This is a genomic window from Streptomyces sp. NPDC051582, assembly GCF_040681715.1.
Classification (GTDB): Bacteria; Actinomycetota; Actinomycetes; order Streptomycetales; family Streptomycetaceae; genus Streptomyces.
This window is the reverse complement of record NZ_JBFAZJ010000004.1, coordinates 223,385-246,539: the sequence shown is the minus strand read 5'-3', so window position 1 is coordinate 246,539 and position 23,155 is coordinate 223,385. Positions and strand designations below refer to the sequence as shown.

Annotated in this window: 19 protein-coding genes; 9 read left to right on the top strand and 10 right to left on the bottom strand. The window is 73.3% G+C overall.

Annotated features, from left to right (window positions below; all coding sequences use genetic code 11):
• Positions 1-237 precede the first annotated feature (237 nt).
• From asnB to AB0M92_RS08755, 9 genes are read left to right on the top strand one after another with little or no spacing between them, the layout of a single operon-like run.
• The gene (gene asnB / locus AB0M92_RS08795; RefSeq protein WP_366101372.1) at positions 238-2,493 is read left to right on the top strand and encodes an asparagine synthase (glutamine-hydrolyzing); all 2,256 of its coding nucleotides are present in this window, start codon (positions 238-240) and stop codon (positions 2,491-2,493) included.
• Positions 2,494-2,519: 26 nt separating this feature from the next.
• Entirely contained in the window at positions 2,520-3,221 is a 702-nt protein-coding gene (locus AB0M92_RS08790; RefSeq protein WP_366101371.1) for a class I SAM-dependent methyltransferase, read from the top strand.
• Positions 3,221-4,075 carry an isocitrate lyase/phosphoenolpyruvate mutase family protein gene (locus AB0M92_RS08785; RefSeq protein WP_366101369.1) on the top strand — a complete coding sequence of 285 codons (855 nt, stop codon included), beginning with the start codon at positions 3,221-3,223 and terminating at the stop codon, positions 4,073-4,075. The genes AB0M92_RS08790 and AB0M92_RS08785 overlap by 1 nt, the downstream gene beginning before the upstream one ends.
• The gene (aepY, locus tag AB0M92_RS08780; protein WP_366101368.1) at positions 4,072-5,184 is read left to right on the top strand and encodes a phosphonopyruvate decarboxylase; all 1,113 of its coding nucleotides are present in this window, start codon (positions 4,072-4,074) and stop codon (positions 5,182-5,184) included. Before AB0M92_RS08785 ends, aepY begins: the two co-directional genes overlap by 4 nt.
• A complete protein-coding gene (locus tag AB0M92_RS08775) occupies positions 5,181-5,945 on the top strand; it encodes a metallophosphoesterase (protein WP_366101367.1) in 765 nt (254 codons plus the stop codon). The genes aepY and AB0M92_RS08775 overlap by 4 nt, the downstream gene beginning before the upstream one ends.
• A gap of 48 nt (positions 5,946-5,993) precedes the next feature.
• Positions 5,994-7,349: a biotin carboxylase N-terminal domain-containing protein gene (locus tag AB0M92_RS08770; protein WP_366101366.1), complete on the top strand. Its 1,356-nt coding sequence runs from the start codon at positions 5,994-5,996 to the stop codon at positions 7,347-7,349.
• A gap of 6 nt (positions 7,350-7,355) precedes the next feature.
• Complete coding sequence (locus AB0M92_RS08765) at positions 7,356-8,255, top strand: TauD/TfdA family dioxygenase (RefSeq protein WP_366101365.1); 900 nt, start codon at positions 7,356-7,358, stop codon at positions 8,253-8,255.
• Positions 8,210-9,301 (top strand): methyltransferase, encoded by a 1,092-nt coding sequence (locus AB0M92_RS08760; protein ID WP_366101364.1) that lies wholly within the window; start codon positions 8,210-8,212, stop codon positions 9,299-9,301. The genes AB0M92_RS08765 and AB0M92_RS08760 overlap by 46 nt, the downstream gene beginning before the upstream one ends.
• 52 nt (positions 9,302-9,353) lie before the next feature.
• The gene (locus tag AB0M92_RS08755; RefSeq protein ID WP_366101363.1) at positions 9,354-10,568 is read left to right on the top strand and encodes a GNAT family N-acetyltransferase; all 1,215 of its coding nucleotides are present in this window, start codon (positions 9,354-9,356) and stop codon (positions 10,566-10,568) included.
• Between the two features lie 58 nt (positions 10,569-10,626).
• Here the strand turns inward: AB0M92_RS08755 and AB0M92_RS08750 are convergent, their stop codons facing one another.
• The 10 genes from AB0M92_RS08750 to AB0M92_RS08705 form a co-directional block, all read right to left on the bottom strand.
• The gene (locus AB0M92_RS08750; protein WP_366101362.1) at positions 10,627-11,868 is read right to left on the bottom strand and encodes an MFS transporter; all 1,242 of its coding nucleotides are present in this window, start codon (positions 11,866-11,868) and stop codon (positions 10,627-10,629) included.
• Complete coding sequence (locus AB0M92_RS08745) at positions 11,868-12,551, bottom strand: thymidylate kinase (RefSeq protein ID WP_366101361.1); 684 nt, start codon at positions 12,549-12,551, stop codon at positions 11,868-11,870. Before AB0M92_RS08745 ends, AB0M92_RS08750 begins: the two co-directional genes overlap by 1 nt.
• Positions 12,552-12,710: 159 nt before the next feature.
• On the bottom strand, positions 12,711-14,408 hold the full coding sequence (locus AB0M92_RS08740; protein WP_366101360.1) for a glutamine synthetase family protein: 1,698 nt from the start codon (positions 14,406-14,408) through the stop codon (positions 12,711-12,713).
• Complete coding sequence (locus tag AB0M92_RS08735) at positions 14,405-15,910, bottom strand: amidase family protein (RefSeq protein WP_366101359.1); 1,506 nt, start codon at positions 15,908-15,910, stop codon at positions 14,405-14,407. The genes AB0M92_RS08740 and AB0M92_RS08735 overlap by 4 nt, the downstream gene beginning before the upstream one ends.
• Positions 15,900-17,636, bottom strand: coding sequence for a hypothetical protein (locus tag AB0M92_RS08730; RefSeq protein WP_366101357.1), 1,737 nt, complete (start codon positions 17,634-17,636; stop codon positions 15,900-15,902). Before AB0M92_RS08730 ends, AB0M92_RS08735 begins: the two co-directional genes overlap by 11 nt.
• A 48-nt stretch (positions 17,637-17,684) precedes the next feature.
• Positions 17,685-18,089 (bottom strand): GNAT family N-acetyltransferase, encoded by a 405-nt coding sequence (locus tag AB0M92_RS08725; RefSeq protein WP_366101356.1) that lies wholly within the window; start codon positions 18,087-18,089, stop codon positions 17,685-17,687.
• On the bottom strand, positions 18,076-19,383 hold the full coding sequence (purB, locus tag AB0M92_RS08720; protein WP_366101355.1) for an adenylosuccinate lyase: 1,308 nt from the start codon (positions 19,381-19,383) through the stop codon (positions 18,076-18,078). The genes AB0M92_RS08725 and purB overlap by 14 nt, the downstream gene beginning before the upstream one ends.
• A gap of 72 nt (positions 19,384-19,455) precedes the next feature.
• The gene (locus tag AB0M92_RS08715; RefSeq protein WP_366101353.1) at positions 19,456-21,480 is read right to left on the bottom strand and encodes a BTAD domain-containing putative transcriptional regulator; all 2,025 of its coding nucleotides are present in this window, start codon (positions 21,478-21,480) and stop codon (positions 19,456-19,458) included.
• A 65-nt stretch (positions 21,481-21,545) separates the two neighbouring features.
• Entirely contained in the window at positions 21,546-21,857 is a 312-nt protein-coding gene (locus AB0M92_RS08710; RefSeq protein ID WP_366101352.1) for a PqqD family protein, read from the bottom strand.
• Positions 21,857-22,639, bottom strand: a complete 783-nt coding sequence (locus AB0M92_RS08705; RefSeq protein ID WP_366101351.1) for a hypothetical protein — start codon at positions 22,637-22,639, stop codon at positions 21,857-21,859. The genes AB0M92_RS08710 and AB0M92_RS08705 overlap by 1 nt, the downstream gene beginning before the upstream one ends.
• Positions 22,640-23,155: the final 516 nt, after the last annotated feature.

The following is a 23,155-nucleotide window of genomic DNA, read 5'->3' as shown; positions in this document are numbered from 1 at the left end:
TTGGCTGACTGGCCGTCGGCCCTCAGCGCCTTGCAGGCGGGCGGCCTCGGGTGGCGGCAGCCGGCCCGGGGCCACTGGGGGGCCACCAGGGGGATACCGGGCGTCGGGATGCTGTTCGGCAGTAGATGACCGCTGACGCCGAGCGGAGGTGAATCAGATGAAGGTTTACGTCAAGCCGGAGGCCAAGAAGGTCGACCAGGGCACCATCGTCGCCGCTGTCCGCTAGTAGCGGCTCCCATGCCACGCCTCCCCTCCTGGAGGCGTGGCATGTCCGCTCCCGTCACCAGTCACAGGGGAATCGGAAGTCTTATGTGCGGAATTGCAGGATTCGCCCACACGGACGGAAGCGCCCTCGCGGGGTCCGCCGACGCGATCCTCCGGGACATGGCGCACGCGCTGCGGCCGCGCGGGCCGGACGACATGCAGTTCCACCACACCGGGCCCGCGTGCATGTCGTTCACGCGGCTCGCGCTGATCGACCCCGAGGGCGGGCGGCAGCCGTTCATCAGCGAGGACGGGAACGTCATCCTCGCGGCGAACGGGGAGATCTACAACTACCGGGAGTTGAAGAAGGGGTTCGAGGGGCGGGTTCGGTTCCGGAGCGAGTCCGACTGCGAGGTTCTTCTCCATCTGTACCTGGAGAAGGGGCTCGGGTTCCTCGACGACGTGCGGGGGATGTTCGGGATCGCCGTCATCGATCTGCGCGAGCAGCGGCTGCTGCTCGCGCGCGACCGGCTCGGCATCAAACCGCTGTTCATCCACCGCAACCGCGACACCGTGCTCTTCGGCTCCGAGGTCAAGGCGCTCTTCGCGCACCCCGACTGTCCGCGCGAGCTCGACTGGGCGCGGGCGCTCGCCGACCAGGGGCTCAGTTCCGCCCCCGTCATGAGCCACGACGAGGCCATGAGCTGGTTCTCCGGCATCGATCAGGTGCCCGTCGGGGGCATCGTCGACATCAGCCTGCGGGGCGGCGACACCCGTGTGCACCGGTACTGGGAGCTGCCCGCTCCCGCCGAAGCGGGCGGGCTGCCCGAGGGCTTCTTCGTGCAGAGCATGGGCGATCTGCTCGCCTCCTCCGTGCGCGAGTGCCTCGTGGCCGACGCCGAGATCGGCGTCTTCCTCAGCGGCGGCCTCGACTCCGCCGCCATCACCGCCCTCGCCGCGCACACCGGACTGCACACCTTCTCCGCGCTGACCGGCGCCACCGTCGTCAACAAGGACGCGCAGTACGCCCGCGAGAGCGCCGAACTGCTGGGACTGCCCCACCACCAGGTCGCCTTCGGGGCCGAGCGCATCCCCTCCCCCGACGAGTGGCGGCGGCTGCTCTGGCTGATGGAGACGCCGCTGTGCGGCCCCGAGCAGTTCTACAAGAGCGAGATGTACCGCTTCGCCCGCGCCGAGCGGCCCGAGCTGAAGGCGATCCTGCTCGGCTCCGGCGCCGACGAGTTCAGCGGGGGCTACAGCGTCGCCCTCTCCGGCGGCGGCGACTGGGAGGACTTCGAGGGCAACCTGCGGACGATGGCCCGCCGCAAGGCGCTCGGTTCGCAGTCCGCGCTCTCCGCCTGGTGGGAGGGGACCGACCTGCCGCTGCTCAGCGACGACGCCGTCGGCGCGTACGCGCCCGGCGCGGTGGACGACCCGTACGGCTCCTACCTGGCCTGGAAGTTCCGGGACATGCAGCAGTACAACTTCTGGGTCGAGGACCGCACCGCCTCCGGCAACGGCGTCGAGGCGCGCGTCCCCTTCCTCGACCACCGCATCATCGAACTGCTCGCGACCGTCCCCCGCGCCTACCGCAAGCGGCTCTTCTGGGACAAGCGGGTCATCCGCGAGGCCGTACGGGACATCCTGCCCGCCGAGGTGATCAGCCGGCCCAAGCTGGCCTTCTACGAGGGCGAGGGCGTGCGCCACACGCACCGCACCTTCACCCGCATGCTCGCGCAGAACGGCGACGAGCTCGTCGAGCAGGCGCTCTCCTCCCCGCGCGCCGCCCAGTACCTCGACGGCGCGAACATCCACCGCGCCCTGCGCCGGCTGGAGCGGGACCAGACGTCCGGCCACGTCGAACTGCTCCTGCGCGTGGTCAACCTGGGCATCCTCGACCTGATGGCCGTCGACGTCCCGGGCAGCCGGGCCCCGAACGGGCCGGCCCCGTACGCACTGCGCGTCACGGACTTCGAGGGCCCCGAGGTCCAGGAGCTCTTCCCGCGGCAACGGATCGAGGAGGCCTCGGTGTTCCGCCTCGCCGAGGGCGTCCTCGTGCTCGACGACGTACCGGGTGCGAACACCTCGTACGTCGTGGTCGACGGCGGCATCCGCTTCGTCATCGACCACCTCACCCACGCGGACTGGCTCCGGCTGCTGCGTGGGTTCGACGGGCGCCGGCCGCTGTCGGAGGCGCTCGCCGCCGCCGGCTGCGCACTCGACGCGATGCGGCCGCTGCTGGACGGATCGCTCGAAGCCGGCCTGCTGGAGCCCGTCGACGCCCCCTGAAAAGTAATCACGAGCGAGGTCTTCCGATGACAGCCCATCTCTACTGGGACGAGGTCTGGCGCACCGACAGCGGGCGCACAGGCGACTGGTCGCGGCCGCACCCGTGGGTCGTGGACGAAGCCGCGCGGCTGCGCAGGCTCGGCGCGCAGGACGTACTGGACCTCGGCTGCGGCGTGGGCCGGCACGCCCTCTGGTTCGCGGAGGCCGGGTTCACCAGCTTCGGCACCGACGCCAGCGAGGCGGCGGTGCGCGCGGCCGGCGAGGAGAGCGAGAGGCGCGGGTTGCGGGTCGCCCTCGACATCGGCGACTTCGCCGAACTCCCCTACCCGGACGACAGCTTCGACTACGTCCTCGCCTTCAACGTGGTCTACCACAACGACGAGGCCGGCCTCGGCCGCGTGATCGACGAGGTCCGGCGCGTCCTGCGCCCGGGCGGCATCTACCAGTCCACGATGCTCTCCCGGCGCAACCACGAGTACGGGCGGGGCACCGAGGTCAGCCCCAACACCTTCCGCCAGCCCGGGGCGGCCGACGACAAGGTGCACCCGCACCTGTACGTGGACGCCGCCGACCTGCTGCGCCTGCACCCCGGGTTCCGCCTGCTCAGCGCCACCGACGCCGAGCACGACCGGCCCGGCTCCTTCCACTGGCACTGCGTGTTCGAGTCGGCGGGGAAGGACGTGGACGGCACCCACCACGGCCTTTTCGCGCAGAGGGCCGGGGAATAGTGGCGAAGGCGACGCGACTGCGCGAATTACTGGAACGCAGGGAACTGGCCCGGATCGTCGGCTCCCGGGACGCGCTGACGGCCCTGCTCGTCGAGGAGGCCGGTTTCGACGGCCTGTGGGCGTCGAGCTTCGAGATATCCGCCTCCCGGGCCCTGCCCGACCTGGGCCTGCTGACCATGTCCGAGCTGCTCGAAGCCTGTTCGCACGTGAACCAGGCGACCGGGCTGCCGCTGCTGGCGGACTGCGACACCGGCTTCGGCGGCAACATCAACGTCGTCCGTACGGTCCGCCAGTTCGAGGCGGCCGACATCGGCGGGATCTGCCTGGAGGACAAGGTGTTCCCCAAGCGGAACAGCTTCCTCGGCGGCGGGCAGAACCTGGAGGACGCGGGTGAGTTCGCGGGCCGCATCCAGGCCGCCGTACGGGCCCGCACCACCGCCGACTTCACCGTCATCGCCCGCGTCGAGGCGCTCATCGCCGGGGCCGGGCTCACCGAGGCGCTGCGCCGCGCGCACCTGTACGCGGACGCCGGCGCCGACGCCATCCTCATCCACTCCAAGAAGTCCACGCCGATCGAGATCCTGGAGTTCCTCCAGGCCTGGCGGGCCCGCAGGCCCGTGGTCGTCGTGCCGACCACCTACCCGCACTGGGACCTCGCCGAGGCCGAGGCCGCCGGGGTCTCGATGGTGATCTACGCGAACCACGCGCTGCGCGCCTCGGTCTCCGCCATGCGCGACGTCCTCGGCGAGATCCGGCTCCGGGGCGGGACCGGCGGGGTCGAGGACGCCATCGCCCCGATGAAGGAGCTGTTCGGCCTCACGCAGGTGAACCGGTGGGAGGAGTGGAGCGCATGATCGGCGCCGAGTTCTTCTGCGCGGAGCTGGACCGCCGCGGGTACGGGTTCTTCAGCGGGGTGCCGTGTTCCTTCCTCAAGGGCCCGTTCGCGCTGCTGGAGCAGCGGGAGAGCTACGTGCCGGCGCCGAACGAGGGCATCGCGCTCTCCATGGCGGCCGGCGCCGAGCTGGCCGGGACCCGGGCGGCGGTCCTCGCGCAGAACTCCGGGCTCGGCAACCTCCTCGACCCGCTGACCTCGCTGACCATGGCGTACGAGATCCCCCTGCTGCTCTTCGTCAGCCTGCGCGGCTGGCCGGACGCCGGGGACGACGAACCGCACCACGCGGCGATGGGCGCGGGGACCATCGGCGTACTGGAGGCCCTCGGGGTCGCCCACGGCATCCTCGATCCCGCAGAGGAGAGCCTGGGCGCGCTCCTCGACCGGGCGGAGCGGGCCCGGGGCGAGCGGCGTTCCTTCGTGGTGCTCGTACCGGCGAAGACCGTGGGCGCCCATCCGGTGCCCGCGGCCCCCTCGGACGCGGGGATGGACCGCCGCGAGGCGGTGTCCCTCATCGCCGGGCACCTGGGCGACGCGCTGGTCTACAGCACCACCGGCATGATCAGCCGGGAGCTCTTCGGGATCGTCGACGACCGGCGCAACTTCTACATGCAGGGCTCCATGGGGCACGCCGTCGGGCTGGGCCTCGGCACCGCGATCAACCGTCCCGACCGGGACGTCGTGGTCATCGACGGCGACGGCGCGGCGGTCATGCACCTCGGCGGGCTCGCGCTCGTCGGCGAGCGTCGGCCGCCGAACCTGACGCACTTCGTGCTCGACAACGGGGCGTACGACTCCACCGGCGGCCAGCGCACCCGCGCCACGGCCATGCGCTGGGACGAGCTGGCGCTCGCGGCCGGATACCGCACGGGCAGGCTCTGCCGTACGGCCGAGGAGGTCACCGCCCGTCTGGGGGAGATCAAGGGGCGGCCCGGCCCGCATCTGGTGGCGCTGCACATCGGCAGGGGTGGGCCCACGCCCCCGCGGGTAACTTCGGCGCACACCAACGCCGAGGTCAGGGCCCGTTTCCAGGCCGCGGCGGCCGAAGCCCGGAAGGAAGACCCGTCGTGACGACCACCGTCATCGCCCATGTCAGCGATCTGCATCTGGACCTCTCGGAGCGCGCCACGCAGCGCGCGCTGACCGTCATGAACCACCTGCGCGACATGCCCGGACCCATCGACGCCGTCCTGGTCTCCGGTGACATCGCCGACCACGCGACGGCGGACGAGTACGCCCAGGCCCGCAAGCTGTTCGACCTGCCGTACCCGGTGCTGGTGCTGCCCGGCAACCACGACCGGCGGGGCCCGTTCCGTACGGGCCTGCTCGACGCGGCGCCGGAGGACGAGGAGCTGAACCGGGTCGTCCGCGTGCCCGGTGCCGTCTTCCTGCTGTGCGATTCGACGATCCCGGGCAGCGACGAGGGCCTGCTCAGCGACCTCACCCTGCGGTGGCTGGACCGGACGCTGACCGCCGAGGGCGGGGAGCTGCCCGTCTTCGTCTGCTTCCACCACCCGCCGGTCGACCTGCACACCCCGTACGTGGACCGGGTCCGGCAGTTCGGCGAGGAGCGCCTCGCCGCGGTGCTGGAACGGCACCCGCAGGTCGTGGCGCTGCTGTGCGGTCACGCGCACGTGGCCGCGGCCACGACGTTCGCGGGGCGGCCGCTGCTCGTGGCGCCCGGGGTGGCCTCGACCGTGCCGCTGCCCTTCGAGGGCCTGCCCGCCGTGGACCACGAGCTCGCCCCGGCGCTGGCCTTCCACGTACTGGACGAGCGGCGGCGGCTGGTCACGCACTACCGGGCGCTCGGTCAGCCGCGTCCGGGCAACTGAAACCACCCGCGAGCCACCGATCGCCACGAGAGGCGCTGGGAGAAGGCCATGAGAAGAGTCCTGATCGCCAACCGCGGTGCGATCGCGGCCCGGGCCGTCGCCACCTTCCGCACGCTGGGATGGTCGCCGATCGCCGTCGTCGCCGCGTCGGACCCCCAGCGCCTCCACGCGCTCGCCGCGGACGGCGTCGAGTACCTCGAAGGCACCGGGCTCGCGCAGACGTACGACCACGTGGGCCGGATCGTCGAGGCGGCCCGGCGCTGCGGCGCCGACGCCGTCTACCCGGGCTACGGGGCCCTGGCGGAGGATCCGGAGCTGCCCGAGCGGCTGGCCGCGGCGGGGATCGCCTTCGTCGGGCCGACGGCGCGGGTGCTCGCGGCGGCCCGCGACAAGGAGCACGCGGTCGCCACCGCCGACCGGCTGGGCCTGCCCGTGCTGCCGCACGCGACCGGGCACGAGGGGGTGGCCAAGCTGGTCGCGGACATCGGGCTGCCGGTCGTCCTCAAGCCGGTGACGGGGTGCGGGGGTCTGGGCGTGCGCATCGTGCGGACGGACGCCGAGGCGGAGCGGGCGCTCGCGCTCGTCGCGGACGACGAGGGCGGCGGGAGCGACAGGGGCGGCGGGAGCGAAGCGGGCGCCGGGAGCGAAGCGGGCGCCGGGAGCCGCGCCGGCGACGGCTGGTACGCCGAGCGGTACGTGGAGCGGGGCGCCGTGGTCGGGGTCACCGTGGCCGTCGACGACGCCGGGACCGTGCACCCGCTCGGCGAGCGGGAGAGCCTGCTGGTCGACGGCAGCATGAAGCTGCTGGAGGCCTCGCCCGTGCAGGGCGTGGCCCCGGAGCTGGTGGAGCGGATGCGGGCGGACACGGCCCGGCTCGTCACCGGGATGGGGTTACGGGGCGTGGCGACGGTCGAGTTCATCGTCGGCGCCCGGAGCCACTACTTCCTGGAGGTCAACGGGCGGCTGCCGCTGGCCTACCGGATGTGCGAGGCGCAGACCGGCCTGGACGTGGTGGCCCTCCAGATGGAGCTGGCGCAGGGCGCGCTGCCCGCCCCCGGCCGCATCCGCGTCGACCGGGACACGCACTGCCTGGAGGCCCGCCTGTTCATCGGGCCTGCGGCGGGCGCGGCGCCCGGCCGGATCAGCGCCCTGGAGCTGGCGCCCGAGCCGGGGGTGACGTACAACTGCGCGCTGGACGTGCGCGGGCCGGTCGTCCTCGACAACATCGTCACGCAGGTCCTGGCCCTCGGCGAGAGCCGCGGTGCGGCGGCCGGGGCGGTGCTGCGGGCCGTCGAGGGCAGCGGGATAGCGGGGGTCGCGCACTGCGCGGAAGAGATAGCCGTGTGGCTGCGGGGCTCGGGGCTGGTTCCCGAACGCCTCGGCAGCCAGGTCTTGGGAGTCTGATCTGAGATGAACAGCAGCGATCCGTTCTCCGCCGTCCGACACCCCGTCGACCGCGCGCTCGCGACGGCCGTCGCCCGCGGCGGGGAGGAGGACGTACGCACCGACCGGTCCCGGGAGTTCGGGGAGACCCTCGGGGAGTACGTACGGCGCCACCTCGACGCCCGGCCCGGCTACTTCGTGCTGAGCGGGCTGGACCACCTCGACGAGGAGCAGGCCCGCCGGTTCACGGTCGCGGTCTCCCGGCTGACCGGGGACCTGCTGCCGCAGGACGGGGCCGGGGCCCTGCTGCGGGACGTACGGGACCGGGGGGTGCGGCTGGGCGAGGGGGCGACCGGCCGCTACTCGGACAGCCGGCAGGGCGGCAGCCTGCACACGGACGCCGCGCACCGGCCGGGGCGGCTTCCGGACATTTTCACGCTGTTCTGCGTCCGGCAGGCGGCCAGCGGCGGGGCGCTGGTGACCGTGCACGTCAGCGATCTGCTGGAGATCCTCCGGGGGCACCCCGAAGAGCTCGCGGCGCTGCGGCTGGCCGTCCACTTCGACACCCGGGACGACACACCGGGGGTGCCGCTCACGACCGAGCGGCCGGTACTGGAGTCCAGGGACGGCCGGGAGCGGATGTACTACCTGCGGGACTACATCGAGATCGGACACCGGCACCCGCACGTGCCGCCGTTGACGCCCGAGCAGGTCAAGGCGCTGGACCTGCTGGACTCGCTGCTGGAGCGGCGCGATCTGCAGACGCACGGGCGACTGGCACCGGGCGAGATGATCTTCATCGACAACCGGTCGATCGTGCACGGCCGGACGGCCTTCGACGAGGACGGGCCGGTGGACGGCGGGCGGTTGATGCTCCGCACGTGGATCGGGCTCCCGGCGCACCGCACGGCCGGGGCCGTCCGGTGACGCGGATCGTCACCGAGCTCGAACGGCTCGGCCTCGCCGAATTCCTGGCCGACTTCCCCGGGGATTCGGTGGACCGCCGCCAATGGGCCGCCGGCGCCCGCGGCCTCGACGCGGAGCTGCGCGCCCTCGCCGGATTCCTGCTGCTCGGCGAGCCCGCGGCGGCCGACCGGCTGCCGCCCGCCCTCGCCGGGGCGCTGCCGGCCCTGGTCAAGAGCGGGGTGGCGCACCAGCGCGGGGCCGAGGTCCGGCTGCTCGACGTCAGCCTGTTCCGCTCGGCCGGAGTGTGGCTGTTCGCGGAGCCGCCGAGCCCGTTCCCCGTGCGCCACTACTTCGGCCGGGATTCCATCGCGCTGGCTCGGCGCACCGGGTTCCGTACGGGCGCGCGCGTCCTCGACCTGTGCTCCGGACCGGGGTTCCAGGGGCTGGTCGCCGCCCACCGCGGCGCCCGGGCCACGCTGGTGGAGCTGCTGGCGGAGACCGCCGAAGTGGCCCGGCTCAACGCGGAGATCAACGGGGTCGCCGACCGGATCGAGGTCCTCGTCGGAGACCTGTACGCACCGCTGCCGGCCGGGGTGGCACCGTACGACCACGTCATCGCGAACATCCCCTTCCTGCCGACCCTCGCCGCACCGGGCCGGGAAGCCGCCCACGAGGGCGGCGAGGACGGGTTCGGCGTGGGCCGCCGGGTGCTCGCCGGACTCCCCCGGCACCTGGCCGCGGGCGGCACGGCGCATCTGACCGCGCTCCTCCTCCAGGCGGGCGAGCGGCTCGTCACGGACGGCGAACTGCGCTCCTGGGCCGCGGCGCACGGCTACGGGCTGACGATCACGCTGACCGAGCGGATGGCGGTGGACGCCGACTCCGACCTCGTCCAGACGACCGTGTCGGACCACTTGGAGACCGATCCGCAGGCCGACCCCGAGGAGCTCACCGCCGCCGCCGTCGCCCCGTACGAGAGCCGGGGCGCGACGGCCGCCCGGCTGGCCTATCTGCGGATCGACGCCGGGATGGCCGACTTTCGTGTCCTCGACCGCGCGGGCGGGTGAAGGTGGCTACCGTGACCGGCGCACTCGATCGCGATCGGGAAGGACGCACAGCGTGACGACGACAGGGACGGACGGCGCGGCCGACGGCGCAACCCGCCGCGGAGACGGCTCGAAGGGCCCCGAGCTCGTCGAGCTCACCTCGATACGGGACGCGGAAGCCGACCGGTGGAACGCCCTCGCGGGCGACGCCGCCCTCTACTCGACCCACCGCTGGCTGCTCTACGGCGAGGAACTGGCCGACGCCGCCTCCCGCCACCTGGTCGCCGCCTGCGGCGGCTCGTACGTCGCCGGGCTGCCCACCCACCGCTTCACCGGGAAGGTCCCGCACTTCTACGATCCCGCCGTCCTCTTCCCCGGCGCCGCCGAGCCGGCCACGCCCGAGCGGCCGCTGCTCCTCGGGGGGACCCGCCTCGGCTACACCAGCGAGGTGATCGTCGCCCCCGGCACCTCCGGGCCGCTCGCCGCGGCGGGGGTGCGGACCGTACTGGACCGGTTCCGCACACTGGGCGCCGAAGGCGGCGGCCTCGCGGCCCTGCTCTACCTCACCGACGAGTCGGTGGAGCGGCTGCTGTCGCACCTGGGCCCCCGCGACCAGGTGGTGCTGATGGACGCGACCGCCGTCCTGCCCGTGGACCCCGACGGTCTGGAGGGCTACCGCAGGCGCTTCACCTCGCACCAGTTCACCTCCATCCGCCGGGAGATGCGCCGCTACACCGACGCCGGCTGCCGCACCGAGGTCAAGCGCCTCTCCGAGTGCCACCACCTGCTCGGCCCGCTCTCCGCGCAGGTGCTCATCCGGTACGGGCACCCGGTGACCGACGAGAGCGAGTCGGAGCGCTTCGCCCAGCAGGCCACGCTGTTCGACGACAACTGCCGGATCCTGGGCGCCTACCAGGGCGAGCGGATGGTGGGCTTCACCCAGTACTTCTTCTGGGGGAACACCATGTACGCCCGCTCGCACGGGCTGGACGACTCCATCGCCCGCGAGGCCAAGCTCTACTTCAACCTCACCTACTACGAGGCCGTGAAGTACGGCGCGGCCCACGGCTACGACTCCGTGGACCTGAGCTGCGACGCCTTCCAGGCCAAGGTGTCCCGGGCCGCCCGGCTCCAACCCCTGTGGGGCGTCGTGCTCGACGCCCCGTGGACCGGGCCGGTGCTGGAGCGCGTACGCGCCGAGGAGAAGGCCCGGCGCGAGGAGTACGCCTCTCACGACCCGGGGATCGAGTCGCGGGTGGCGCGGCTGGTGGACGCGCGCGGCCGGTAGGGGCCGCTTCCGCGAGAAGGGCCCCCACCCCCAAGACGGCCCAGGCCGGCCGCGACGCTCACCCGGCCGGTCTGGGCTCCCGCTCCCGCTCCCCCTCCTCCTCGCGCTCGCGCCGGCCCCGCCCGCGCTCGGCGATCGCCGCCACCGGCGGCACCGCCGCCCCGGCCGCGACCATGAGGGTGACGAGCACGGCCCACCCCACCGGGCCCGCGCCCAGGCACAGCGCGTTCAGCACGGTCGGCGCCACCGCGCCCCCGATGCCGACCCCGACCGAGAAGACGCCCTGGTACTCGCCCTGCGCGTGCTCCGGGGCCAGCCCGAACGACAGCGCGTACTCCCCCGCCGTGAACAGCATCTCCCCGAAGGTCAGCGCCGCCGTGCCGATCAGGATCAGCGCCATCGCCCCGTACATCGGGGCGTGCGCCGCGGCGAAGACCAGCCCCATCGCCACCGCGATGACGGGCCCGCTGCGCCGCATCGCCAGCGCCCCGTCGCGCGGGGTCTCGACCCCCTTGGCGACCCTGGTCTGGAGCAGCACCACGAGCGCGCAGCTCAAGGCGAAGACCAGCGAGACCGTCCAGCGCGGAGCCTTCGTGTACTCGGCGATCCACACCGGCATCAGCACCGTCATGAAGACGTCGAACATGACGAGGGTCCCGGCGAGCACGCTGACCGCGAGGAACGGGCGGTCGGCGAGCGCGTGGTGCCGGCCGCTGCCCGGGTCCTTGGGGATCGGCGGCAGGTGCGGCAGCCGGGCCACCAGCACCGCGGCGACGAGGTACGAGAGGACGTCGGCGCAGATCGCGATCACGTACGCGGTCCGGGTGTCGGCTTGCAGCGCCAGCCCGCCGAGCAGGGATCCGGAGACCATCGCGAGGTTCTGGAGGGAGTAGATCCGCGCCCGGTACGCGACCCGGTCCTCCCCGCCCACGTACGCGATCAGCGCCCCGCTGATCGCGGGGAAGGCGCCGCGCCCCAGGGCGATCAGGGTGATCACCACGAGGAACCCGGCCATGCCCTCCACCAGCAGCAGCGCGCCCGCGGCGGCCGCCTGGGCGACGAGCCCCGCGATGCCCACCTCGCGCGGGCCGAACCGGTCGGCGAGCCGGCCCACCAGCGGTCCGGCGACCAGGCCCGCGAGCCCGGCCGCCGTCAGCCCCATGACCACGTTGCCCGTGGACAGTCCCACGGACCGGACGAAGAAGAGGACTTGGAGGGGGGCCCAGCTGCCCGCCCCGAGGTAGCGGACGAACAGTGCGGCCGCCAGGCCGCGTCTCAGGCTCCGCCCGTCGCCCGGCATCAGTGGCCCGCCGGGGCGTCGGCGCCGGCGGGGCGGGCGCCGGCCTCGGACGGACGGGGGTTGACCACGACCCCCAGCTTCGGCGCGAGCAGTTTGCGCAGCTGCTGCGCCGCCGCCTCGGCGGTGTTCGCCCGTACGACGTCCCAGCCGCGCCGGTCCGCCCAGTCGAGCATGACGTCACGGGTGGCCGCCTGGTGGGCCAGGAAGCTCTCCGGGCGGCACTCGGGATCGCGGCCGCATTCGTACGGGGTGATGTCGCCCTTCTTGCGGCGCAGCGCCTCCTCGGGGGTGACGTCGAAGAAGACGACGGTGTCCACGGGCGCCATGGCGTGCACGATCGCGTCCACGAGCTCCTCTGGGCAGCCCGCCAGCAGTTCGGTGGCGGCGTGCTTGACCCAGTAGCCGTCGAGGACGACGAGGTCCGCCTCGGCGGCGCGGGCGCGCTCCGCCGCCAGGGTGTTGAGCCAGCCGAGGAAGAGCATCCGGGCCGGGTTGGGCATCTCGGCGATGCAGACCCGCAGTTCGTCGAGGGTGGTGCCGCGCAGGAACCGGGCCTGCGGGACCTCGGCCTCCGCGAACACCTGCCACTTGCCGACGACGCGGAACGACAGGCCCTGGCTCTCGGCCCAGCTCTGCAGCCGCTTGACCTGGGTGCTCTTGCCCGCGCCATCGGGTCCGTCCATCGCAACGATCACTGTTGAAGTCCCTTCGGAAGATCCGCCACGGGCCGTCGCCGTACGGAAGCCATGTGGTGGTCGCCGCGGTCGTCGTCGCGGGCTTCGCGGCGGGGGCCGTCGCGGGTGTCCTCGCGGGGGCTGTTGCGGGGGCCGTCGCCGGAGGCGTCAGTACGCGCCGAAGTACTCACGGTGCTCCCACGCGGTGATCTCGCCGGGGCCGGCGGGCCCCGCGACGGCCAGCCACTCCCCGAACCGGGCCACCTCGCTGCGCTTGAGCTGCGCCAGGCAGTCCTGGAGCGGCTTGCCCAGCAGCTCCCGGGCGAAGGCGCTGCCCTCCATCGCCGCCACCGCCTCCGCCAGGTCGCGCGGCAGCGCCGCCGCCGTGGGGGCGTGCGGGTCCTCGGCGAGCGCGCCCGGCCGCAGCCCGCGCTCGACGCCGTCCAGCCCGGCGGCGAGCTGCGCGGCGAGGTAGAGGTACGGGTTGGCGCAGGGCTCGCCGATCCGGTTCTCCACGTGCGTGGACTCCTCGCCGGGGCCGCCGAGGACCCGGACCAGGGCTCCGCGGTTCTCGGCGCTCCACACGATCCGGTCCGGGGAGAGCGAGTGCCGCTCGTCGAGCCTCCGGTAGCCGTTGACGGTCGGGATGCAGAACAGTGCGGTCTCCGCGGCGTGTTCGAGCAGTCCGGCGACGTAGCCGAGACCCTCCTCGGACAGCAGGGCGGTCCCCTCGCGCTCCATGAAGACGTTGCGGTCGGCGGCCGTGTCGAACAGCGACTGGTGCAGGTGCCAGCCGCTCGGGTCGAAACGCTCCAGCCGGGGCAGCGCCATGAAGGAGGCGTGGTGGCCGAGGCGGGCGCAGATCTGCTTGGTGACCGTGCGGAAGAGCAGCATGGCGTCGGCGGCGTCCTGGCCGTTCATCGGGCTGAAGGTGAACTCCAGCTGGCCCGGCCCCGATTCGTGCTCCACGGTGCGCAGCGGCAGGCCGAGCTCGCGCAGGGCGCGCGCGAGCGGGGTGACGAGGTACATCAGGCCGTCGGTGAGGGTGTCCAGGTTGAACTGGTAGCCCCCGTCGACCGGTTCCACCGCGGGCGGCTCGCCCTGGACGCCGAATCCGCCGACCGTCGCGGCGGCCCGCGCGGCGGCCCCCGGGCCGCGCTCCGCGCCGGTCAGCCGGGTCACGTACCACTCCACCTCCAGGCCGACCACGTACTTCAGGCCGCGCCCGGCGGCGCGGGCGCACTGGCGGCGCAGCACGGCCCGGCTGGAGAGCGGGTGGGCGGTGCCGTCGCGCAGGTACTCGTCGGCGATGACCCAGCCGGTGGCCGCCTCGGTGTACGGCAGCACCTTGAAGGTGAGCGGGTCGGGAACGATCAGGAAGTCTCCGGCGCCGGTCAGTTCGGGAACGCCGATGCCGCCGCCGGGCGCGAAGAAGTCCACGCCCACCGCGTGTCCGGTGTCGAAGACGAAGGGGCCCGGGCTCATGTCGATGCCGTTGCGCAGCGCCGTGCGGAAGGCCTCGACCGTCAGGGTCTTGGAGCGCATCAGCCCGTGCGGATCGCCGAAGCCCACCCGTACGAACTCCAGGCCCGCCAGGGTCTCCTCCAGGGCCTCGGCGGCGGCCCGCTGCTCCGCGCTCCACAGTCCGTGGCGCCCGACGAAGCCCACGCTGCCGGTGGCGAAGCGGGCGTAGCGCCGTTCGTCGGCCTCGCGGGCGGTGGCGGCCTCGGTCGTGGCCCGGGTCGTGGCCTGCGGGGTGGCCCGGGTGGTGGCCTCGGTCATGGCCTCGGTCATGGCCTGGGTCGTGGCCTCGGTCGTGGCCTCGGTCATGGCCTGGGTCGTGGCCTCGGTCGTGGCCTCGGTCATGTCGATTCCTTTGCTGGTTGCGGCGATCGCGCCGAGAGCGCCGCGTAGTGGTGGTGCCAGGGGCGGGCCTGCTCCAGCTGGTACGCGGCGGCCAGGACCCGCAGGTCCTCGCGCCGCCCGCCGACCAGTTGCAGGCCGACGGGCAGGCCCTCGGGCGAGAGCCCCGCCGGGACGGACACCGCGGGCTGGCCGGTCAGGTTGAAGGTGTAGGCCTCGGGTGCCCAGGCCAGCCAGTCCAGCGCGCCCTTGCGGACCGGGTCGGGCGGCTCGTGGAGACCGGCGGCGAACGGGGCGATGGCCACGGTCGGCATGGCCAGCAGGTCGTACCGCCGCATCAGGGCCTGGCTGCGGACCCGCAGCACCGCGCGCGCCTCGTACGCCCGGGCCAGGGCGGCGGCGCCGAGCGTGCGCCCGTACCGGATGACGCGGAGCCGGCCGGGGTCGAGGCGGCCCGCGACCTCTTCGAGGTCCCGGGGGTGCGCGGCCGCCTCCCAGCCGGCCAGGATCGTCTCCAGGGCCGCGTACGGGTCCTCGAACGGCGGCGGGATCTCCTCGACCTCGTGCCCCCGGGCCGCCAGCGCCTCCACCGCCCGCCGGGCGAGGGCCGCGACGGCGGGCCGGGGAGCGGGAGCGCCGAGCGAGGGGATCCAGCCGATGCGCAGGCGGGGCAGGAGCGCGGCCGCCCGCGCCGGATCGCCGACCGGCTCACCGGGTTCCCCGTAGGACAGCGGGTCGGCCGGGTGGGGGCCGGCCATGACCTGGGTGAGCAGGGCCGCGTCGGCGACGCTCCGGGTCAGCGGCCCCAGGTGGGAGAGCTCCTCCGGGCTCTGGGGCACGTACGGGATCCGGCCCAGCGAGGGTTTGAACCCGACGACCCCGCAGAAGGAGGCGGGGATCCGGATCGACCCGGCGCCGTCCGTACCGGTGGCGCCGACCCCGATGCCCACGGCCACCGAGGCGGCCGCCCCGGCGCTGGAGCCGCCGGGGCTGCGGGCGGGATCCCACGGGTTGCGGGTCGGGCCCTGGAGCCGGTTCACGCCGGCGGCGCTCCACCCGCCCTCGGAGGTGTTGGTCTTGCCGATGACGACGGCTCCGGCCGCCCGCAGCCGGGCCACGGCCGGGGCGTCCGCGCCGGGCACGGCGTCGGCGTGCAGCAGGGAGCCGCGCGTGGTCCGGATGCCCTCCGTCGGGGTCAGGTCCTTCACGGAGACGGGCATGCCGAGCAGCGGCCGGTCCCGCCAGACGGAGTTCCCGTACCGGTGCAGGAGCCGGTCCGCGGCTTCGGCCTCGGCGGTCGCGCGCTCGCGGGCGAGCGTGAGGAAGGCGCCGATCCGCGGCTCCCACCGGTCGATCAGCCCGAAGGTGGCGGCCAGGTGCTCCGAGGGCAGCAGGCTGCCGTCCCCGTAGGCGGCGCGCAGCGTGCGGATGCCGGCGTACGGCGATCCGGGCCGGTCGGGGTCGGCTGCGGGCGGGTTCCGGGCGCCGGGCAGGTCAGGCGCCATGGAAATCCCGGTACCAGCCGTTGTCGAAATCGCGGACCTCCAGGCCCCGGTCGGCGGCCGCCTGGTGCAGCAGTGCCTGGATCCGCCCGGCCACCATCGCCGCCCGCAGGTCGGCCCGCTCGAACTCGGCGCCGCAGGTGCGCAGCAGCCGCAGGTCGTAGAGGCCGGGGCGGTACGCGCCCTCCAGCTCGATCCCGAGCGGGATGCGCAGGGCGTGCCGGACGCCGAAGGTGACGTGCCCGGTGTGGTGCTGGTCGGACCAGTTGGTGATGTCGGCGGTCATCGGCGCGAAGAACCAGTCCTCGCGGCCCGGGGACTCCTCGGTCCAGGACATGCTGTGCGGCAGGTAGTGCCAGGTGTTGTAGCGCATGCGCGCGCTGTACGCGGACAGGGTCCGGGCGAGGGCGGCCCGGTCCTCGGCGAACCTCCGCACGAACGCGGCGCCGGGCGCGACGCAGCAGTAGAAATCGCGGGTGGCCAGGGCGATCCGGTCCTCGGCCGGGTGCCCGCTGTGCAGGACGGCCACGCTCTTGGGGCCCCGTCCCATCACCACGTCGCAGCCAAGGGCCCCGGCCAGCGTCTCGAAGAACCGGTGCAGGAAGCCCTCGTAGGCGCTGGTGAACCCTTCGGGCGGGGCGAGCCGTACGACGCGCTCCACGACCTCGTCGGCGTACGCCCGGACGGTCGCGGGCGGCGCCGCCACGGGGAAGGGCCGGCCCGCGGCGCCGGAGAGCAGCCCCGCCACGGGCGCCGGGAGCTCGTCCCAGCCGAGCGGCTCGGCCATGATCCGCTCGCGTTTGTGCAGGGAGGCACCGTTGATCTCGCGGTAGAACACGGCGCCGCCGCGTAACCGCTCCGTCCGCGCGGCGGCGCAGGCGGCGGCCAGGGCGTCGAGGGCGGCGCCCGTCGGCCGGCCGGCGAGGTCCGGGACCGGGGCCCCGTACGTCTCGATGCGTTCCCGCAGGAAGCCCGCGAGCAGGTCCGGGGTGAGCTGCACGCCGTTGAACTCCTCGGCGCGGACCGGGGAGCCCGAGCCGATGAGCGCGTTCAGGCAGACCACGAAGGTGGCGTCCTCGGGGGCCCAGCGCGCTGCCTGCGTCTCCCGGAGCGGGGTCAGTACGGAGGCCCCGGCCCCGGCGGCCAGCGAACGGCCGGGCAGATTGCTGAACTTGCCGAGGTTGCTGTAGCAGCGGTCGCCGACGTACAGCAGGACGGGCGCCATGTGGACCAGGGCGTGGCCGACGGCGTCGATGCGCCGGCGGACGGAGTCGGCGTCCTGCTGCGCGAGCCAGCGGTGGACCTCCTCGAACTGGATCCGCTGGACGTCCTGGGCCAGCGCCCACAGCCGGCCCAGGGAGGCGGGCCGGTTCTGCCATTTGAGGGTGCCGAGCGGCTCGGCCTCCTCGGGGCCGGCGGGCCGGGTGCCGGCCGGGACGACGCGCAGCCGCCCGGTCCCGGTCAGCACCAGCAGGTCCCCGGCGCCGTCGTCGGGCGCGGTCCCGGGGCCGCCGGTCGGGGCGAAGCCCGCGACCTGGGACTCGGCGATCTCCGTGTACACGCGCTCGCCGAGCCCCATGGCGGCCCGGCCGATCTGTTCGGGGACCATCCCGTCGAGGGTGGCCGCTATCCGTATCGCGTCGGCGGCCAGGCCGCAGGCGCGGGCCCGTTCGGCGGCCGCTTTGACCTGGGCATCGAATCCGGGCGTCTTCAGCTGCATGGTCGTCACCTACGGAAGGTCATTCGCGGCGGTTCGGGATCGGTGCGGGACCCGGGTTCAGCCGAGCGCATCGAGGGTCCATGCGGACTCGTGGCGGCTGAACCCCAGGTGCGGGTAGTAGGCGACGGCGGCCGGGGCCGAGAGCAGCACCAGCTTGGCCTGCGGCGCGGCCTCCCGGGTGGCCCGGATCAGGTCCCGGCCCACGCCGCGGCGCTGGAACTCGGCGTCCACGGCGATGTCGCTCAGGTACGTGACGTACGAGCCGTCGGTGATCGAGCGCGCGATGCCGACGAGCCGACCGTCGAGGCGGGCCGTGATCACGAGATTGGCGCCGGCCAGCATCCGCGTGAACCGCTCGACGTCCTCGACGGGGCGGCGCTCGCCGAGGGTGGACGCGCGGTACAGGGCGGTGACTTCGGCGACGTCGAGGCTGGCACCGACGACGGGCTCACACTTCCACATGCTGCTGCAGCTCCTTGCTCAGTTCGTTCAGTCGGGATTTGAGGTGGTCGCGGTTTCCGAGGAAGCGCCGCGGGTCCATGGGAGCAGCGGTGACGTCCACACCGCGGGACCCGAGCCCCTCGGCCAGGCTCGTGCCGCGCTCCCAGGCCTCGGTGGCCGCGGCCTGCACCAGCCGGTAGGCCTCCTCGCGGTCCCGGCCCCCGTCGACGAGGTCCAGGAACACCTCGGAGCTGTAGACGAGGCCCCGGGTGGCGTCGATGTTGCGGGCCATGCGCTCGGGGAACACCCGCAGCCCGCGCAGCAGCGCGGCGGCCGACACGAGCTGGTAGTGGGCCACGGTCAGGCTGTCGGGCAGGATGACCCGCTCCACGGAGGAGTGCGCGAGGTCCCGCTCGTGCCACAGGGCGACGTTCTCGTAGGCCGCACCGGCGTTGGAGCGCAGGATCCGGGCGAGCCCGCACAGCCGCTCGCTGGTCGTCGGGTTCCGCTTGTGCGGCATCGCGCTCGACCCCTGGTAGGCGCTGGTCCGCGGCTCGTCGACCTCCCCGACCTCGGTCCGCTGGAGCATCCGCATCTCCAGCGCGAACTGCTCGACGACGGCCCCCGTCACGGCGAGCGCCGAGAGCAGCTCGGCGTGCCGGTCGCGCGCCACGACCTGGGTGGGCATCGGCTCGACGCCGAGGCCCAGTTGGCCGCAGACCCACTCCTCCACGTACGGGGAGATGTGCGCGTACGTGCCCACCGGCCCGGAGAGCGTCCCGACGGCCACGGCGGCGCGGGCGGAGGCCAGCCGGGCGGCGCAGCGGTGGAGGGCGAAGGCGTGCACGGCCAGCTTCTGGCCGAAGGTGGTGGGCTCGGCGTGGATGCCGTGGGTGCGGGCGATGCACACCGTGTCCCAATGCTCCAGGGCGCGTTCCACGAGCAGTTCGGCGAACGTACGGGCGGCATTCAGCACGTGGTCGCACGAGCGCGCCAGGATGTGTCCGAGGGCGGTGTCGACGAGGTCGTAGCTCGTCATCCCGTGGTGCACCCACCGTGCGGAGGCGACGGGCATCGTCTCCGTGTAGGCCGCGAGGAACGCGAGGATCTCGTGGTCGCGGGTGAGCTCCAGCTCGCGGACCCGTGCGACGGCGGGGACGGGGGCGCGGCGGATGTCCTCCAGAGCGCCGCGGTCCACGACGCCCAGTTCGGCCTGGGCCGTCGTCGCCAGCACTTCGACGCGCGTCCAGGTGGCGTACTTGTGCTCCTCGGTCCAGAGCTCGGCCAGCTCCGGAGTGCAATAGCGTTCGATCAAGGTGGGCTCTCCTCGGCTCTCCCCGCCAGACGGCATCGCGGGGACGTGGGGGGGTGAAGCGCGGGGGGGGGCTCAGGCGGTGAAGCCGAGCTCCGGTGGCAGCGGGCTCGCCGCGGCGACGGCGTGGGCACGGGCCGCGCAGCCGCTCGCGGAGGGAGTGGCCCGCAGGGGTACCAGCGCTCCGGCCGGTCTCGCGTACCAGGCGGCCAGCGCGTTCTGCACCGCGCCGTGCCGGCTCGGCATCGAGTCCACGTCGAACGTGCGCTCCCGCGCGTACAGCCGCACCAGCGGGTGGTACGAGAAGCGCACCCCGCTGCCCTTGACGAAATCGGCCTCCAGCAGGTGCTGCGCGGTCAGCCGCTCCAGGGCCTCCTCCGTACGGTCCTCCGGCAGCCCCAGCGCGGCCGCGGCCACCCGTACGGAGAACGAGGCCATCTCCAGCAGGCTCAGCAGCCGAAACGCCCTGCGCTCCGGGGCGTCCAGCGCCGCGTAGCCGACCGCGAGGCTGTCGCGGACGCCGAGGTCGCCGACCGCCAGTTCGTCGAGTCGCCTGCGCTCCGGCTCCAGGCGCCGGGCGAGCGTCTCCAGCCGCCAGTGCGGGCGCTCCAGCAGGCGCGCCCCGACGATCCGGATGGCCAGGGGCAGCCGGCCGCAGTGGCGCACCAGGTCCCGCGCGGCCCCCTCTTCGGCCGCCACCCGCTCGCGGCCGATGATCCGGGCCAGGATCTCGCGGGACTCCTCCTCGGTCAGCAGCCCCAGGCGCACGTGCCGGGTACCGCCCAGGGTGGACAGCATCTCCAGGCTGGTCACCACGGCCGCGCAGGTCGGCGAGGCCGGCAGCAGCGGCCGTACCTGCGCCTCGTCGCGCGCCCCGTCCAGCACGATCAGCACGCGCCGGTGGGAGAGCAGCCCCCGGTACAGGGCCACCCGTTCGCCGGGCTCGGCGGGAACGGCGCCGGGGGCGACGCCGAGCGCGCGGACCAGCTCGCCGAGCACCTCGGCCGGTTCGCGGAAGGCGTCGCCGCGCTGGAGCTCGACGTACAGCTGGCCGTCGGGGAACGCGGCGCTGGCCGCATGGGCGACGCGCACCGCCATGGTGGTCTTGCCGACCCCGGCGGCCCCGTACAGGTTCAGGGTCTGCGCGGCGGTGCGCTCCGCGCCCTCCCGGGAGACCTCGCGCAGCCGCCGGATCAGGTCCGCCTCGATGCCGGGCCGGGCGAACTCGGCCAGGCGCGGCGGGAGGGTGTACGGGCGTCCCCGGCGGGCGGGCGCATCGGCGCCGCCCTGGCGCGCGGGCGCTTCGGCCCGGTCGGGCCGGCGACCGGCCGGGACGGGACGGGCCTGCGCCGGGTCCGCGGAGGAGCGGGTGGGCCCGGCGAGTATCCGCCGGTGGGCGGCGCGGAGTTCCTCGCCGGGTTCCACGCCGAGCTCGTCCGCCAGCAGCCGCCGCGCCTCCTGGTACGCGGCGAGGGCCTCGCCCTGGCGGCCCGCCCGGTACAGGGCCGTCATGAGACGGCTCCACGCGCTTTCCCTGAACGGGTGTTCCGATACGAGGGCCCTGAGCCGGGGCAGTACGTCGGCGTGACGGCCCACTGCCATTTCGGCGTCGGCCCAGCTTTCCGTGGCATTCAGCCAGCGTTCAAGCAGGGCCGCCCCGTCGCCCTGTTGGAGGTATTCCGAGGGTATGTCGACGAGCGGGGTGCCGTGGGTCTGCTCCATGGCCGTCCGGAACAGCCGGGCGCGCTCGGCGGGTTCGGTGGTGAGTTCCGCCTTCTGGAGGAAGGTATTGAACCGGTCGAGGTCGAGCCGCTCGGTGCCGATTGCGATCGCGTAGCCGGAGGCGCGGCTGACGACCGCGTCGGCGCCCAGCAGTTTGCGCAGGCGGGCGATGTAACCCTGAAGGGTCTTGCGGGCGGTCAGCGGGGGTTCCCCGCCCCACAACTGCTGGATGAGCTCCTCCGCGGTGAGCGTGCGGGGGGCGTGCAGCAGCAGGGCCGCCAGAACGACGCGGTGCTTGGCCCGCGGAATTTCCAATAATTCTCCGTTCCGCCGTACGGTCAGCGGACCGAATACATCGAACTGGAGATCGTCCAGCATGTGGTGGCCCCCGTAATGTCTCACCCACGGGAAAAACAGGCGGGGGCGGTGGCCCCCGAAAGAATTCAGCCCCGAGAATCGTCCTGGACGATGTTCACCACATCGTGCTGCGCGAGTTCCGTGAAGAGCTCCACGATGTCCTGCACCACGGATTCCCGATCGATGTCGTATTCCTCGGCGATCAGCCCGGCGATGTCGGTGACGGTGCGCTTCCCGTCGATCTGCCGCCAGATGTGGGCGGCGGATCCGGTCAGCTCGAAGAAGTGCTCGTACCCGCCGACCACCGTCGTACCGCGGTGGTTGCGGATCTTCACGTTCAGCGGGAGTGAGGCCACCGAACCGGGGCCCACCTGCGGGTTCGTCTCGTCGAGCGGCATCAGACCGACACCTCCATGGAGATCCTCTGGCAGACGGCGATGGTCTCCTCGACCCACTTGCGCGGGTGGTCCGGGTCGAAGGAGCGCATCGTCTCGATGGCCCAGTACGCCTCGAACGGCAGCAGGCCGGGGTCGAGGATCTCCATCCGCCGGGCCCGCCACTTCGGCCACAGGCTGCCGAACTGGCCCAGGCTGGCCTGGAGCGCGTCGACCGAGTGGTTGAAGGCGTTCTTCGTCGCGAGGACCGCGCTGTGCAGATCGCCCCGGGCGATCTGGCCGGCCGCGTCCTCGGTGTAGCTGTCGGCCTGCTTGAGCGAGTTCACGATCAGCACCGAGCGGTGGGCCGAGGCGGCGAGCCGCTCGCGGGTGGCCTCCAGCCAGGCGCCGCCGTCGGCGGCCGCGGCGTACGGCAGCCGCTCCAGCATGGCGATCTCGTGGTAGCTCAGGGAACGCCAGGTGCCCTGGCCGTCGGCGAACTGCTCCTGGGAGATTTTGGAGAGGACCTGCTCGATCTGGGACGCGGTCCAGTACTCGACGTCCCAGCGGCGGCCGTCGACGAACGTCCCCTCGTACTGGAGCGTGTTGGGTTCGAGCGCGACGTGGTTGGTCTCGTCGATCGTGCTGGTCCAGACGTCCCGGGTGACCACGTGGACGTCCAGGTCGCTGGTGGGGTTGCCCCAGCCTCTGATCAGGGAACCGCTCGCGAACACCGTCTCGTACGCGTCCGGGAGCAGATTACGGCTCTTGAGCTCGGCGACAACCCCGGAGGTGTCATACGTCATGAGGCACGGCCCTTCCCCGTTTCGGCCCGCCGCGACCGAGGTCATCGGATGGCGGCGCGCTCTGGTTCTCTTGGATCGCCGCCACGGCGTCGGTACGGGCGGCACGCCCCGGAAGGGTGATCTCCGACCCCGGGGCCAATTCCGGCTCAGCCGAAGAATCGACTGGCCATGCAGAAGTCCTGGACTTCGGCACGCACCAGCATATTGACAACACTTCAGTTGAGTCCAGAACAATCTGGTGGCGCGAATTGGACTTTACATTCGGGGGCTTACTGTCTGTAAACGGCGCATCAGGAAACGTGTACGGCCCAGTTGAGCCACGGAAATCCTCCTCGCGCGGAGGACCCGGCCACGCCCGCATGACGGCGCTCCCGCGCACGGGGGCGCCCGCACGGCGTGCCCGACGCGGGGGAAAACCATGGATTCTCGCCATAAGCGACCGCGGCGCAGGCCCGTCGCGGCGAAGAAATATTTGCCTTCCCGGGGTCGCGGCTGCAATCTCGGCGATCGCGAGGA